13 protein-coding genes are annotated in these 13,708 nt (G+C 62.3%); 3 read left to right on the plus strand and 10 right to left on the minus strand.

Features of this window, described 5'->3' with window-relative positions:
• Nucleotides 1-4 precede the first annotated feature (4 nt).
• The 5 genes from C5J24_RS21555 to C5J24_RS21575 form a co-directional block, all read right to left on the minus strand.
• The gene (locus C5J24_RS21555) at nucleotides 5-2,911 is read right to left on the minus strand and encodes a response regulator (RefSeq protein WP_105421048.1); all 2,907 of its coding nucleotides are present in this window, start codon (nucleotides 2,909-2,911) and stop codon (nucleotides 5-7) included.
• Nucleotides 2,912-3,247: 336 nt separating this feature from the next.
• A complete protein-coding gene (locus C5J24_RS21560; protein WP_105420831.1) occupies nucleotides 3,248-3,640 on the minus strand; it encodes a type II toxin-antitoxin system VapC family toxin in 393 nt (130 codons plus the stop codon).
• Nucleotides 3,640-3,906 (minus strand): type II toxin-antitoxin system VapB family antitoxin, encoded by a 267-nt coding sequence (locus C5J24_RS21565; protein ID WP_245446748.1) that lies wholly within the window; start codon nucleotides 3,904-3,906, stop codon nucleotides 3,640-3,642. Before C5J24_RS21565 ends, C5J24_RS21560 begins: the two co-directional genes overlap by 1 nt.
• Before the next feature lie 42 nt (nucleotides 3,907-3,948).
• On the minus strand, nucleotides 3,949-4,464 hold the full coding sequence (locus C5J24_RS21570; RefSeq protein ID WP_105404031.1) for an invasion associated locus B family protein: 516 nt from the start codon (nucleotides 4,462-4,464) through the stop codon (nucleotides 3,949-3,951).
• A gap of 310 nt (nucleotides 4,465-4,774) precedes the next feature.
• Nucleotides 4,775-5,560: a methyltransferase domain-containing protein gene (locus tag C5J24_RS21575; RefSeq protein WP_105420833.1), complete on the minus strand. Its 786-nt coding sequence runs from the start codon at nucleotides 5,558-5,560 to the stop codon at nucleotides 4,775-4,777.
• 115 nt (nucleotides 5,561-5,675) lie between these two features.
• Between C5J24_RS21575 and C5J24_RS21580 the strand changes: the two genes are divergently transcribed.
• Genes C5J24_RS21580 through C5J24_RS21590 form a run of 3 tightly spaced genes read left to right on the plus strand, consistent with a single transcriptional unit; the run spans nucleotide 5,676 to nucleotide 8,641 of the window.
• Nucleotides 5,676-6,812 (plus strand): ABC transporter substrate-binding protein, encoded by a 1,137-nt coding sequence (locus C5J24_RS21580; protein WP_105420835.1) that lies wholly within the window; start codon nucleotides 5,676-5,678, stop codon nucleotides 6,810-6,812.
• A 6-nt stretch (nucleotides 6,813-6,818) separates the two neighbouring features.
• Nucleotides 6,819-7,895: an iron ABC transporter permease gene (locus C5J24_RS21585; protein WP_105403901.1), complete on the plus strand. Its 1,077-nt coding sequence runs from the start codon at nucleotides 6,819-6,821 to the stop codon at nucleotides 7,893-7,895.
• Nucleotides 7,889-8,641: an ABC transporter ATP-binding protein gene (locus C5J24_RS21590; RefSeq protein WP_105403900.1), complete on the plus strand. Its 753-nt coding sequence runs from the start codon at nucleotides 7,889-7,891 to the stop codon at nucleotides 8,639-8,641. Before C5J24_RS21585 ends, C5J24_RS21590 begins: the two co-directional genes overlap by 7 nt.
• Before the next feature lie 139 nt (nucleotides 8,642-8,780).
• Here the strand turns inward: C5J24_RS21590 and C5J24_RS21595 are convergent, their stop codons facing one another.
• The 5 genes from C5J24_RS21595 to C5J24_RS21615 form a co-directional block, all read right to left on the minus strand.
• On the minus strand, nucleotides 8,781-9,500 hold the full coding sequence (locus C5J24_RS21595) for an ABC transporter ATP-binding protein (RefSeq protein WP_105420837.1): 720 nt from the start codon (nucleotides 9,498-9,500) through the stop codon (nucleotides 8,781-8,783).
• The gene (locus tag C5J24_RS21600) at nucleotides 9,497-10,246 is read right to left on the minus strand and encodes an ABC transporter ATP-binding protein (protein WP_105420839.1); all 750 of its coding nucleotides are present in this window, start codon (nucleotides 10,244-10,246) and stop codon (nucleotides 9,497-9,499) included. Before C5J24_RS21600 ends, C5J24_RS21595 begins: the two co-directional genes overlap by 4 nt.
• Entirely contained in the window at nucleotides 10,246-11,283 is a 1,038-nt protein-coding gene (locus tag C5J24_RS21605; RefSeq protein ID WP_105420841.1) for a branched-chain amino acid ABC transporter permease, read from the minus strand. The genes C5J24_RS21600 and C5J24_RS21605 overlap by 1 nt, the downstream gene beginning before the upstream one ends.
• Nucleotides 11,280-12,137 (minus strand): branched-chain amino acid ABC transporter permease, encoded by an 858-nt coding sequence (locus C5J24_RS21610; protein ID WP_046631922.1) that lies wholly within the window; start codon nucleotides 12,135-12,137, stop codon nucleotides 11,280-11,282. The genes C5J24_RS21605 and C5J24_RS21610 overlap by 4 nt, the downstream gene beginning before the upstream one ends.
• Nucleotides 12,138-12,389: 252 nt before the next feature.
• The gene (locus C5J24_RS21615) at nucleotides 12,390-13,568 is read right to left on the minus strand and encodes an ABC transporter substrate-binding protein (protein ID WP_105420843.1); all 1,179 of its coding nucleotides are present in this window, start codon (nucleotides 13,566-13,568) and stop codon (nucleotides 12,390-12,392) included.
• Nucleotides 13,569-13,708 lie beyond the last annotated feature (140 nt).

Raw genomic sequence — 13,708 nt, forward strand, 5'->3', positions numbered from 1 at the left:
GTTCTCAGCCTTTCTGCACTGCAATCTTCTCGAAGGCTATTGCGATCTCTCGGCTGCCGTAGGGCTTCTTCAGAAGCACCGCGCCTTCCACTGCCGCCTCGTCGGGAATGCGGTCGTTACCGGTCGCGAATACAATGCCGACATCGGGAGATAGCTTGCGCGCCTGTTGTGCGAACTCGCCGCCGGAAAGACCCGGCAGGCCGAGATCGGTGACCACAACGTCGAAGCTACGCGCCTCGATCATGGTAATCGCCTCCTCCGCGGTCGAGGCTTCGGACACCTGGTGCCCCAGTTCTGCCAGCAGATCGGCGGTGCTCATGCGGATCAGGAAATCGTCCTCGACCAGCAGCACGGAATAACGCGGCAGAACCGGCCGCTGACCGATCGGCGGGACGGGCGGCTTGGCCGCGAACGACGCCCTCACCCGGTTGCGATGCTGCTGGCCGTTCAGCACGTGGCGGATCTTTCGCGCCAAGGCCTCGCGCGTATAGGGTTTCGAGAGCAGTTCGACGCCGGGATCGAGCCTGCCACCGTGCACGATCGAGTTTTCCGTATAACCGGAGGTGAACAGCACGGCTATATCAGGCATCCGCTCGCGCGCATGCCTGGCAAGCTCGGTGCTCTTCAGCGGCCCCGGCATGACCACGTCAGTGAACAGAAGATCGACCGGCACGCCGCTTTCGATGATACTCAGCGCACCCGCGGCGTCCTTCGCCTTCAACACTGCATAACCGAGATCGCCGAGCAGTTCGACGACGGTGGCGCGCACCTGCTCGTCATCCTCCGCCACCAGAATGGTCTCGGTGCCGCCGGTCACCGGACCGAAATCGGCGTCGGTCACCAGATCCTCGCTGCGCTGGATGCGCGGGAAATAGATCTTGACGGTCGTGCCCTGCCCAAGCTCGCTGTAGATCTTGATATGGCCGCCGGATTGCTTGACGAAACCGTAGACCATCGAGAGGCCGAGGCCGGTGCCCTTGCCGATGGGCTTCGTCGAGAAGAACGGCTCGAACACCTGTTCCATCACCTCCGGCGTCATGCCGGTGCCCGTGTCGGTCACCGCCAGCATGACATATTGGCCGGCCGGCACGTCCGCATGCTGGCGCACATAATTGTCGTCAAGGAAAGCGTTGCCCGCCTCGATCGTCAACTTGCCGCCGCCTTCCATCGCGTCGCGGGCGTTGATCGCGAGGTTGAGGAGCGCATTCTCGATCTGGGTCGGGTCGACCAGCACATTCCAGAGGCCGCCGGAGCGGACCGTCTCGACCTCGATATCTTCGCCAAGCGTCCGGCGCAGCAGCTCTTCCATGCCGGTGAGGAACCGGCCGATATTGACGACCTTCGGCTCCAACGGCTGGCGGCGGCCGAAGGCGAGCAGCTGACTTGCGAGCTTGGAACCACGCTGCACCCCGGCAAGCGCATTCTCCACCCGGCGCCCGGCGCGCTCGTTGCCGGCAACGTCCTTGGCAAGAAGCTGAAGATTGCCGGAAATCACCTGCAGCAGGTTGTTGAAGTCATGCGCGACGCCGCCTGTCAGCTGGCCGAGCGCTTCCATCTTCTGGCTCTGGCGCAGCGCCTCTTCCATCTTCATGCGCTCCGAGATTTCGGAGGCGATCTTCTGTTCGAGGCCGGCGTTCAGCACCTGCAGCGCCTCTTCGGCGCGCTGGCGTTCTGCCAGGTCGCGTTCGGCGGCGCGGAAAAGCCGCGCATTGTCGATGGCGATCGCCACCTGGCCGGCAGCCCCCACCACCAGCCGCTCATGCTCCTCGCGGAACTGAGCCGGCTGGGCATGGCCGAAGAACAGGCCGCCGAGCACCTCGCCGGAGCGGGAGATCACCGGAACCGTAAGATAGCTGCGCACCGGCAGATGACCCTTCGGCATGCCGAAATACGGATCATTGCGGCCGTAGCGTGGGTCCGCCATGATATCGTCGGAGCGGATAACGCCCTCGCCGCTGAATGTCGGCGCGAAAACAGCCGTGTTGCGCGGCATCGGAAAATTCTCGAAAGCCGACCGGGGAACGCCGGACAGCGCATAGAGCATGTAGCTTTCGCCGCGGTCATTGACGACGTTGTAGAAGAAAGCACCGAACTGCGCACCGGTCAGTTCGACGCCGGCGTCGGTGGTCATCTGCACCACCTTTTCGAGGTCGAGTTCGGCGGAAAGTTCGGCGCCGAGCCGGTTCAGCACCTCGAGATGCCGGGTCTCCTTGAGAAGCGCGATCTCCGCCTTCTTCTGGTCGGTGACGTCGCTGCCCTGGATGAAGATGCCGGTCGGCTGGCCGGCGTCGTCGACGATCGGCTGATAGACGAAATCCACGAAACGTTCTTCCGGCGGCTGGCCGGGCCGGCGCGCCAGCATCACGCTCACACCCTGGCCGAGATGGGGACGGCCGCTTCTGCGGACCTCATCGAGCAGGTCGGAAAACCCCTGCTCCGCCACTTCGGGCAGGGCTTCGCGGATGGGCCGACCGAGCAGCTCGCGGCCGCCGACAAGGCGCATATAGGCGCCGTTCGCCATTTCGAAAACATGGTCCGGTCCGGTCACCATGGCCATGAAGCCCGGCGCCTGGTCGAACATCAGCCTCAGACGCTCGCCCTCGCCCTGCAGCCGTTGCTCCGCCCGCACCTTGGAAGTGTTTTCCACGACGATCGCCACCACGCCGAAAGGTTTTCCGGCCTCGTCATAGACCGGAGAATAATAGAGGTTCATGAAGGCGGAGGCGGGCACGCCGGAGCGGTCGAGCACCATTTCCTGGTCGGAATAGGCAAGCGTGCCGCCGGCGAAACAGACCTTCATGACGTTGTCGTTGAAGTCGGCGACTTCAGGCCAGCCCTCGCGCACCTTGGAGCCGAGGATGCCGGGATGGCGCCGTCCGGCAAAATCGGAATAGGCGTCGTTGTAGATCATCACCCCGTCCTCGTTCCACAGCGTGACGATCGGGACCGGCGAACGGAGCATGAGGGAAATCGTGGTCTTGAGGCTCTGCGGCCAGGCGGCGATCGGCCCAAGCGAGGTGCCTGCCCAATCGAAAGCCGCAATAAGACGGGCCATTTCGCCGCTATGGGAAAGAAAGGCTGTCTCGGCAGTCGAATGATTCATCAGCGGGCTTTCGGCGGCGATCGGCTATGCCGTCTTACATGACAACGATCACCTGAGACAGCCTTTTTGACAATCGTCAACTAGGGCATTGCCACGAAAAAGCCATGGGCGCAGAGGGCTATTTTCGACGTAGTCCGAAGGGCTTCAGGCCAAGTCGGTACAGGCAAAGTCGTCGCCCTTGTAGAGCAGCGACAGGCCGCGGTTTTTAGCACAGGCATAAGAGAGGCAATCTGCCAGGTTAAGCTGCGCCGGGTGTCCCCTGCCCTTGCCGTAATCCCGGAAAGTCCGGATCGCCAGCTCGCCATCCGCTTCCTCGATTGGGACGATCTGGATTTTCGCCTCCTTGAAGAAAGAGGATAGACCTTGCTCAATGACGATGGGATCCTCATCGAGCTTCGTCGACAGCCTCATGGCGGCCTCAAGTACGACCAAGGCGCTGGTGCAGAGGTTTTCCGCCGCTTCGATCTTGCTTATCCACTGTGGCGCATCCTCCTCCTTGGTAAAGATTGCGACGATGACGGAAGTATCGACGAACACTAATGGCCCCACATTTCGTCGATTTCTTCCTTGGTCATGTCCCGTCCCTCGCCACCCTTGATGGCGTGAAGGCGATCGACGATTTTCATCACGCGTTCCTGCAGGGGCGCTTCCGCCTGTTCCTCTTTTGAAAGCGTCTCCTCAAGCGCCTCGATTACCGCCTCGGTCATGCTGACGTTACGTTTTTTTGCGAGCCGTTCCGCGAGTTCGCGGGCACGAGGATCACGTATCTGCAGGTTCATGGCAGTCGCTCCGGTCTTTGTCATGACAGATACCACATCCGCCATGACAAAGCGAGCGAGACCCTGTCAGCCGCAGCGCCCTGCCTGGGTCAATGCAGCACTTACGCCGGAAAGCGAGAAGGTGTAGCTGGTCTGCGTGCCGCGCTGGGAGACCGCCTCGAGCGTCATGCTGCTTCCCGATTTCATCGCCGCGATGAGTGCGGCATCGATGCTCTCCTGCTTCGTCCACCCGGAATTGCCCTTCGGCTCCAAGGCGAAGGTCCGGCCGTCGACAGTAACCGTCATCTGCGACCCGCCCTTGAGGTCGTAACCCATGATCGCCTGCGGGTAGAAGCCGGACCCGGAAGGCTTTGGTGCAACCAGGAAAAAGTTGTCGCCGTGATCGACATTGGCGGGCTGCATCTGGGTCGGCGTGGTCAGCACGTAACAGGTCGTACCGCCGTCGCCCTTGTAGGAATAGAGACCCCAGGCATCGAATTTTCTCACCATGCTCGGGGTGGGCTGGGCAAGGACGGGTGCTGCGATTGTGGAAAGAGCGAGCGCGGAAAGGGCGAAAAGCTTGATGGACAATCTTGTCTCCATGGTCGGAAATGGCGAGGGAGCCGCGGCGGCGATGACCGCGCGCAGAAGATAGCCCATTCAAAAATCGATCGGTTATCACAAGGTTAATTGCATCGGGCGCAGATCCCGAAACGAGGCACTCGCAGGGCCCGGATGAGGCCAGATCGTGATCCGCGTTACTTTGCGCTTCCCCCGGGTTTCGGGGGAAGCGGTCAAAGGTTAATGCCCCACGGTCACAGCCCGGTCACAATCATGTCAGGCGGCCATAAATGCTGTGCACATTTGCCGTGGGTCGAAAGGTGGCCGCCAGGGGCCACCTCATATCGGGAGATTATTCCGGCTTCGTCGCGCAGATCGCGAAGCGTTCCTGCACCATACGTTCGAGACCGCGCAGGAAGGGCATCTTTCGGGCCTGGGCCCAATGGATGTCGGACAGCTTGCGGTCGACGACGATGTTGACGAAACCCGCCTTGGTCAGCAGATCGACCACTGCTTCAGCCGGCATCGCGTCGGAGAAATAGACGCGCGAGCGGATGTTCTGGTGACGGGCCGCCATGGCAGGGCTCATGTGGCTCGGCGCAGGCTTGCCGGTGATTCTCGACCAGAACTTCTGCAGGCCCTTGACCCAGGTCTCCTTGCCCATGTTGCCATCGAGGATCAGCACCTTGCCGCCCGGCTTCAGGACGGAGAACCATTCCGCAAAGGCGGCCGACGGATCGACCAGCGTCCACACCAGATGCCGGTTGGTGATGACGTCGTAGCTGTTCTTCGGCTCCATGGTGTTTTCAGCATCACCGGACACGAAGCGGATATCGGTGCCGCGCTTCGCAGCCTTCGCGCGCGCCTGGCCCAGCATCGCATCCGACCAGTCGAGCCCGGTGACCTTGAAACCCACGTCGTTCATCAGATGCGAAATGACGGCGGTGCCGCATGCGAGGTCCAGAGCGGCGCGGCCGGTGCCATCGCCCAGATGCTTGCGGATCAGCCGCTGCCAGCCCTTGCGTTCTTCCTCCGAGAAGATTTCATGGCCGACGCTCTCGTCAAACGTCGCCGCCCTCTCCGACCAGAAGTCGCGGATTTCATCACGGATGGAATAGTTGGAGTTCATCGAATTCATTATAGGCGCCCCGACAGTCAGACTACTTTGGAAAAGCTCTAAAACATAGAACTTGATTCCAAAAGTCATATTTCATATGCATGCGGACATTATCAGACATCGGGGGAGTTTCCAGATGAATTTCGCGAAAATGCTTGCAACATCGACGGTTGTGCTGGCGAGCCTTCTGCCCTTTTCCGTGCTGGCGCAGTCGTTCACCGTCAAGGACGTGGCCGGCCGCGAAGTGACGTTCGACAAGCCGGTTGAGCGCGTCATTCTGGGGGAAGGCCGGATGCTTTATTCGGTTGCTCCGATCGAAAAGGAAGATCCCTTCGCCAAGATCGTCGGCTGGCGCAACGACCTGTTGACCACCGACAAGGACGGTTACGACACCTATCTCGCGAAATTCCCGAAGGGCAAGGAACTGCCGTTCCTCGGCAATCTGACCGACGGCACGCTGCAGACCGAGACCGTCGTCAAGCTGAACCCGGATGTCATGCTGCTGCCGATCGGCAACAAGAAGGCCGCCGACGAGGTGAAGCTCGAGGAGATGCTGAACAAGATCGGCGTGAAGATCGTCTATATCGACTTCCGTGAGCAGATTCTTGCCAATACCGAACCGAGCCTCAAGGTGCTCGGCAAACTTTTCGGCCACGAGGACCGCGCCGAAGCCGTCGCCGCCTATTGGAAGCAGCAGATGGCGCGGGTGACGGACAAGCTCAAGACCGCCAACCCGAAGAAACCCAATGTCTTCATGTATCGTGCGGCCGGCCTGGTTGAGTGCTGCGGCACGTTCGGTCCGGACAATTTCGGTTTGATGGTGGATTGGGCCGGCGGCCATAACCTCGGTTCGGACTTCCTGCCCGGTTATACGGGCTCGATCAATGCCGAGCAGGTCGTCGCCTCCAATCCGGATGTCATCGTCGTCACCGGTTCCAACTGGAGCCAGACCAAGAACGCCAAGGACTTCGTGAATGTCGGTCCGACGGCCACCGCAACCGCCGAGAACAGCGGCAAGGCATTGAACGCCCTGATGCAGAACGCCGCCTTCACCGGTTCCAAGGCAGTCGCGGGCGGCAATGTGCATGCGATCTGGCACCAGTTCTATACGAGCCCCTACCAGTTCGCCGCCGTCCAGCAGATGGCGAAATGGTTCCATCCCGACCTGTTCGCCGATCTCGATCCGGATGCGACCTTCAAGGAATTCCACGAGAAATTCCTGCCGGTCCCTTATCAGCCGGGTTACTGGCTGGACGCCAAGGCAGCGAAGTAAACCGATATGGCCGAGATCGCCGCATTGCCATTGCCGATCGAAGCTGAAGCGGGGCGGGAGCGCTACCGCGCCCTCGCCCGTCGCAAGCTTCTGATCCTCGCGGCCATGACGGCCGCTCTCTGCCTGTCATTTGCCGTCGATCTCGCCTGGGGGCCGGCCCGCTACAGCCTCGGCGAAGTCGTCGCCGCGCTGATAAACCCCTCCTCCGTCTCGGCCCAGATACGGGCGGTCGTCTGGGATATCCGCATGCCGGTCGCCGTGATGGCAATCGTGGTCGGGGCCGCGCTGTCGGTCGCCGGTGCGCAGATGCAGACGATCCTGGCCAATCCGCTCGCAAGCCCGTTCACGCTCGGTATCTCGGCGGCTGCCAGTTTCGGGGCGGCGCTGGCGATCGTCACCAGCGTCTCCATTCTGCCGGTTGCGGCAACCCTGCTGGTGCCGGTCAACGCCTTCATCATGGCGCTGATCGCCACGCTGTTCATCCATTTTATCTCGCAGATGCGCGGCGTTTCGGTGCAGACGGTCGTCCTGCTCGGTATCGCGCTGGTCTTCACCTTCAACGCGCTGCTCGCCTTCCTGCAATATCTCGCTTCCGAGCAGGCGCTGTCGGCGGTCGTCTTCTGGACCATGGGCAGCCTCACCAAGGCGACCTGGCCGAAGATCGGCATCACCCTTGCCGTCCTGTTGATCGCGCTGCCGCTGTTTGCGCGCCACGCATGGGCGCTGACCGCGATCCGGCTCGGCGAGGACAAGGCCGCGAGCTTCGGCGTCAATGTCCGGCGCATCCGCCTCGAAACCATGCTGATCATCTCGCTGCTCGCCGCAGTCCCGGTCAGCTTCGTCGGCACGATCGGTTTCGTCGGCCTGGTCGGCCCACATATCGCCCGCATGATCCTCGGCGAAGACCAGCGTTTCTTCCTGCCGGGCTCCATCCTGTCAGGAGCGCTGCTTCTGTCGGTCACCTCGATCGTCTCGAAGTCGATCATCCCGGGCGTGGTCTTCCCGATCGGCATCATCACGGCGCTGGTCGGAGTACCGTTCTTCTTCTCGCTCATCCTCTCGAACCGGAGCCGGTCATGGTAGCGATGCAACTGCAATCGGTCGGCGCCTATCACGGCCGCAAGCTGTTCGTAGAAGACGTGACGACGCCAGTCATGAAGGCGGGAGAGCTGATCGCCGTCATCGGCCCCAACGCCGCCGGTAAGTCGACGCTGTTCAAGCGCATCACCGGCCTTCTGAAGGGCCCTGGCAAAATCGTCATCGATGGCGCCAGGAGCAGGAACGCCATCACCTACATGCCGCAGGACACTTCGGCCAATGCGGTGCTGACCGTCTACGAATCCATTCTTCTCGCCCGCAAGCAGGGCCAATCCTGGACCGTCAGCGACAGCGACCTCTCGTTCATCGACGAAATCATGAGGGCGCTCAACATCACCTCCATCGCGTTTCGCGATCTCGGCGCGCTCTCCGGCGGCCAGCGCCAGCTGGTGTCGATCGCCCAGGCGCTCGTGCGCGAACCGGAAATCATGCTGATGGACGAACCGACCAGCGCGCTCGACCTTCACCGCCAGGTCGAGGTGCTGGATTTCATGCGGCGTCGGGCGCGCTCGAAAGGCATGATCGTGATGATCGCCATCCATGACCTCAACCAGGCCCTGCGTTTTGCCGACAAGGTCCTGGTGATCGCCAACGGCCGCATGCGCGCCTGCGGCAACGCGCGCGAAGTCGTTACCGTCGACATGCTGCGCGACGTCTACAAGGTCCACGCCCGCATCGAGAAATGCTCGATGGACCACGACCACGTGATCGTCGACGGGACGGCACACTGAACGAATTTGCCGAGACCAGCTCCGTGACGGTTTCGGCCGCGCGGGCAGTCGAGCATAACGGCCTCAGGAGGCCTGGCTTCCGATACCTGTCCGTCGCGGGAAGAAGGGCGGAGCCGCCCTTCCTCACCCTCTCTCGGAACTAGTGCCTTGCACCCTTTTCCACGGTCAGATGCTTTCCGAGGATATCCTCGTTAGCGAGCAGGTCGGCGCTGGTACCCTGGTAAACGATCGCTCCGCGATCGAGGATGACGGCGTCGTCGGAAAGCGGCAGGACCTTGCGGGCCTTCTGCTCGATGATGATGGCCGACATGCCCTCGCCCTGGGTAATGCGCTGGATCGCCGAAAGCAGTTCATCGACGATGATCGGCGCAAGGCCTTCGGTCGGCTCGTCGAGGAGAAGCAGTTTCGGATTGACCATCAGCGCCCGACCGACCGCCAGCATCTGCTGTTCGCCGCCGGAGAGCTGGTTGCCGAGGTTCTTGCGGCGCTCTTTCAGCCGCGGGAACATCGTGTAGACCCGCTCCAGCGTCCAGACGCCAGGGCGCGCGATCGCGGTCATGTTTTCCTCGACGGTCAGCGACTTGAAGATGTTGCGCTCCTGCGGCACCCAGCCGATGCCTGCCGCGGCACGGCGGTCGGCCCGCAGTTTCGTCACGTCGCGCCCCATCAGGTGGATCGAGCCGGAATGATGGGTGGTGACGCCGGCGAGCGTATTGACGAAGGTCGTCTTGCCGGTGCCGTTGCGGCCGAGCAACGCTAGCGTTTTGCCCTCTCCGATCGTCAGGCTGATGCCGGCGAGAACGCTCGCCTCGCCATAACCCGCGACCAGTTTTTCGGTGACCAGGACCGGGGCACTCATGCGTTTTCTCCGAGATAGACGGCCTTGACGCGCGGATCATTGGAGATTTCCGCAACCGTTCCTTCGACAAAGACCGCGCCCGCCACCAGAACCGAAATCCGGTTGGCGAACGAGAAGACCAGGTCCATGTCGTGCTCGATCAGCAGCACGGTGACGTCGGCCGGAAGGTCGGAGACGATCTGCAGCACTTCGTGCCGCTCGTCTTCGGGCACGCCGGCCGCCGGTTCGTCGAGCAGCAGCACGCGTGGCTTTGACGCAAAGGCCAGCGCGATCTCGAGCAGGCGCTGTTTGCCATAGGGCAGGATCACGGTGCGCTCGCCCATCACAGAGGCAAGGCCGAAGCGCGCCAGCAGGTCTGCCGCCTCGTCCACCACCTTGCCGTAACCGGCGATCGATCGCCACAGATTGTGGCCAACGCCTTCGCGTTCGGCGATCGCCAGCGCCACCGTTTCGAGCGGGGTGAACTCGTTGAACAGCTGGTTGATCTGGAAGGTGCGGGTCAGCCCACGCTTGACCCGCCGGAACGAGGCCATCGAGGTGATGTCCTCGCCTTCGAGGAAAACCTGGCCTTCCGACGGCGGCAGCACGCCGGTCAGAAGGTTGATCAGCGTCGTCTTGCCGGCGCCGTTCGGGCCGATCAGCGCGTGGCGAGCACCGCGTTCCACCTTCAAGCTCACATCGTTGGTGGCAAGGAAGGCGCCGAAGCGGCGCACCAGGTGCCTGGTTTCGAGAACGATCTCGTTCATCAGCGGTCCTCCTTCTTCGAGAGGCGCTCGGGCAGGTATTCGACCCAGCGCGACAGCCGGTCACGGCCGATCAGCACCAGGATAACGAGCAGCAGGCCGATATAGAACATCCAGTATTGCGGCGTGATCACCGACAGCCAGTCCTTGACCAGCGTGAACAGGATCGCGCCGAAGATGCCGCCATAGAGATAACCGGTACCGCCGATGACGAGCACCAGCAGAACATCGGCCGAGCGGTGGAAGGCGAGCACATCGGGGGAAACGAAGGCCGTCGTCTGGGTGAGCAACGCCCCCGCCATGCCGGCAAACACCGCCGCGATCGTATAGGCGGTAACGATGCGCTTGCGGCCAGGCACGGCGACCATGGCGGAGCGCATCGAATTGCCCTTGATCGCCTTCAGCGACAGGCCGAAAGGCGAGAAGGCGATGCGGCGCATGATCATCGTGCCGATGAAGAGGACGCCGACGCAATAGAGATAACCGACCTTGCCGAACAGGTCGAACTCGAACATGCCGAGGATTGGGCCGGGCGAAAAACCGGAAAGCCCGTCGGCGCCGCCGGTCAACCAGGCCATCTGGTTGGCGACTTCCGCCATCATCAGGCCGATGCCGAGCGTGGTCATCAGACGGGTGAGGTCGGAGCCGCGCAGGATGAGGAAGCTGGTGAGAAGGCCAAGCACGCCGGAGGCGACGCCCGCGACGATCAGCCCGGTCACCGGTTCGGCGAAATAATGCTGCGCCATCAGGCCCGCCACATAGGCGCCGAGGCCGAAGAAGGCGGTGTGGCCGAGTGAGACGATGCCGGCGAAACCGAGCACCAGGTCGAGCGACACGGCAAACAGGGCCAGGATGGCGATCTCGGTGAGGATCAGCATCTTCGACGGCAGCAGGAAGTAAGCGGCGATCGCGGCGATCCAGACGATGATCTCGTAGAAGCGGATGCGGCTTCTGCGCTTCATCAGCTTGGCAGCGCGGGCCTCGGCTGCAGCAGTGGAGGAATTTGCGGACACGGTGGTTTCCTGCGGAAGAACGCTCATCGGCCGCCCCTTGAGAACAGGCCGTTCGGCCGCACGATCAGCATGACGATCATCAGCGCGTAGATGACGAAGGGACCGATCGCCGGCACGTAATATTTGCCGGCCACGTCGGCAATGCCGAGCAGCAGGGCGGCAAGGAACGGGCCGGAGACGGTGGAGGTGCCGCCGACCGAGACGACGATGAGGAAATAGATCATGAATTTCAGCGGGAAGTTTGGATCAAGCCCGAGGATTTCCGCGCCCATCGCCCCACCGAGACCGGCAAGGCCCGAACCGAAGGCGAAGGTCAGCGCAAAAACCAGCGGCACGTTGATGCCGAGGCCCATGGCGACACGCCGGTCGTCGACCGCGGCGCGCAGCCGGCTGCCGAAGCGGGTCTTCGAGAGGATGAGCTGCAGCGCTAGCGCAAGTGCCGCGCAGACGATGATGGTGAAGAGCCGGTAGCGGCCGACGCCGACGCCGAACACGTCCATGCGGCCGGAGAGTTCCGGCGGCAGGTTGATCAGCTGCTGCTGGCCGCCCATGAAATAGTCGGTCGCTGCAATCGCCATGAAAACGATGCCGATCGAGAAGAGCACCTGGTCCAGATGCGGCGCCTGGTAGAGCCACTGGTAGAGCGTCCGCTCCAGCACGAGGCCGATCAGCGCCGAAACGACGAAGGCCGCCGGCAGGCACCAATAGAAGGAGATGCCGTAGCGGTTCATCATCACCACGGTCACGTAGCCGCCGGCCATGGCAAATGCGCCATGCGCCAGGTTGATGAAGTTCATCAGACCGAGCGTCACCGTCAGCCCGCAGGCCAGAATGAAAAGCAGCATGCCGTAGGCGATGCCGTCGAACAGGATTGTCAGCATGTAACTCTTCTCTGCGAGGCCCTGCTGCGAGCGATGATGTTGCCTGGCATTGTCGCCGGGAAAACGAAGAGGCTCAAGTGCCTTGACCTTCTTGTTACGAACCTGCCCCTCATCCGCCTGCCGGCACCTTCTCCGCGTCAAGCCGGGGAGAAGGCATGCCGCGCCGGTTGCGGTCCCCCCTCGCCCCGTTTACGGGGAGAGGGTGCGCCGAGCGAAGCGGAGGCGGAGGCGGAGTGAGGGCTATCCTTGCCCTTACATGGCGTCTGCCTTTTCCGGATCCTTGAGATCCTTGAACGTCTGGAACTCGACGTTCTGCAGCTCGCCGTTCACGTCCTTGACCTCGCGCATGTAGATGTTCTGGATGATGTCGCGGGTTTCCGGATCGATCGAGACGGGACCACGCGGGCTCGTCCAGGAGAGGCCCTTGACGGCTGCCATGAAGGCCGGGCCGGTGGCATCGCCCTTGGTCTTTTCGAGCGCTGCGTAGATCAGCGCCATGCCGTCGAAACCGCCGACCGACATGAAGTTCGGGCGCATGTCGGCATTGGCCTTCTTGAAGGCGGCGACATAGGCCTTGTTTTCCGGGCTGTCATGCGCGGTCGCGTAAAAATGGCCGGTGATGGTGCCGATTGCCGGCTTGCCCATCGAGTTGAGGATATCGTCGTCGGTGACGTCGCCGGTCGCGATCAGCTTGATGCCGGCATCGGCGAGGCCACGGTCGGCGAACTGTTTCATGAACAACGAACCGGCACCCGAAGGCAGGAAGACGAATACGGCATCGGGCTTGGCGTCACGGACGCGCTGCAGGAAGGGCGCGAAATCCGGGTTGGCGAGCGGAACGCGAACGGCTTCGACGATCTCGCCGCCCTTGGCCTTGAATTCCTTGGTGAACCATTTTTCGGCATCGATGCCCGGACCGTAGTCGGAAACGAGCGTCACGACCTTCTTGATCTTGTTGGCGGCGGCCCAGGTGCCGACCGGCAACGAATATTGCGGCAGGGTGCCCGAGGTGCGGGTGATGTATTCCGACGCCTTGGTAATGGAAGCCGTGCCGGCTGCCATGACCACGGAGGGAATCTTTGCCTGGGTCGCGACCGGCGCGACCGCCATGGCGAGCGGCGTCAGGCCGAAGCCGGCCAGAACCTTGGCGCCGTCGTTGACCACCAGTTCCTGGGCAATGCGGCGGGTCTGGTCGGCCGTGCCGGCGTCGTCGCGGATGACGAGTTCGATCTTCTTGCCGGCGACCGTGTCGCCCTTCATCGCCATGAAGGTCTTGACGCCGGCCGAAACCTGACGGCCGGTCGACGCAAACGGGCCGGTCATCGGCAGGATAAGGCCGATCTTGATGGTTTCCTGGGCGGCTGCCGGAATGGCGGCAAGGCAGCTGAGCGCTACGCCCGCCGCTGCCATGAGCATTCTTCTGTTCAGCATGTATTTCCTCCTCCGAGTGCAGTATTTTCTTATGGAGACCTTGCCGGACTTCAGCCCAGGCCCGCCAAAACCGGTAGCCTATATCGTTGACTGCCGATACGTCAGTCAACGGGTCGAGATACTTCGACGTCCCACCATTT

It is taken from the genome of Neorhizobium sp. T25_27 (assembly GCF_002968565.1).
GTDB lineage: Bacteria > Pseudomonadota > Alphaproteobacteria > Rhizobiales > Rhizobiaceae > Neorhizobium > Neorhizobium tomejilense.

Coding starts and splice junctions, on each gene's coding strand:
- C5J24_RS21605 (WP_105420841.1), bottom strand. CDS start 11,283: ATGAGCGTTCTTCCGCAGGAAACCACCGTGTCCGCAAATTCCTCCACT.
- C5J24_RS21600 (WP_105420839.1), bottom strand. CDS start 10,246: ATGAACGAGATCGTTCTCGAAACCAGGCACCTGGTGCGCCGCTTCGGC.
- C5J24_RS21570 (WP_105404031.1), bottom strand. CDS start 4,464: ATGGAGACAAGATTGTCCATCAAGCTTTTCGCCCTTTCCGCGCTCGCT.
- C5J24_RS21575 (WP_105420833.1), bottom strand. CDS start 5,560: ATGAATTCGATGAACTCCAACTATTCCATCCGTGATGAAATCCGCGAC.
- C5J24_RS21610 (WP_046631922.1), bottom strand. CDS start 12,137: ATGCTGACAATCCTGTTCGACGGCATCGCCTACGGCATGCTGCTTTTC.
- C5J24_RS21580 (WP_105420835.1), top strand. CDS start 5,676: ATGAATTTCGCGAAAATGCTTGCAACATCGACGGTTGTGCTGGCGAGC.
- C5J24_RS21595 (WP_105420837.1), bottom strand. CDS start 9,500: ATGAGTGCCCCGGTCCTGGTCACCGAAAAACTGGTCGCGGGTTATGGC.
- C5J24_RS21615 (WP_105420843.1), bottom strand. CDS start 13,568: ATGCTGAACAGAAGAATGCTCATGGCAGCGGCGGGCGTAGCGCTCAGC.
- C5J24_RS21585 (WP_105403901.1), top strand. CDS start 6,819: ATGGCCGAGATCGCCGCATTGCCATTGCCGATCGAAGCTGAAGCGGGG.
- C5J24_RS21590 (WP_105403900.1), top strand. CDS start 7,889: ATGGTAGCGATGCAACTGCAATCGGTCGGCGCCTATCACGGCCGCAAG.
- C5J24_RS21555 (WP_105421048.1), bottom strand. CDS start 2,911: ATGATCTACAACGACGCCTATTCCGATTTTGCCGGACGGCGCCATCCC.
- C5J24_RS21565 (WP_245446748.1), bottom strand. CDS start 3,906: ATGACAAAGACCGGAGCGACTGCCATGAACCTGCAGATACGTGATCCT.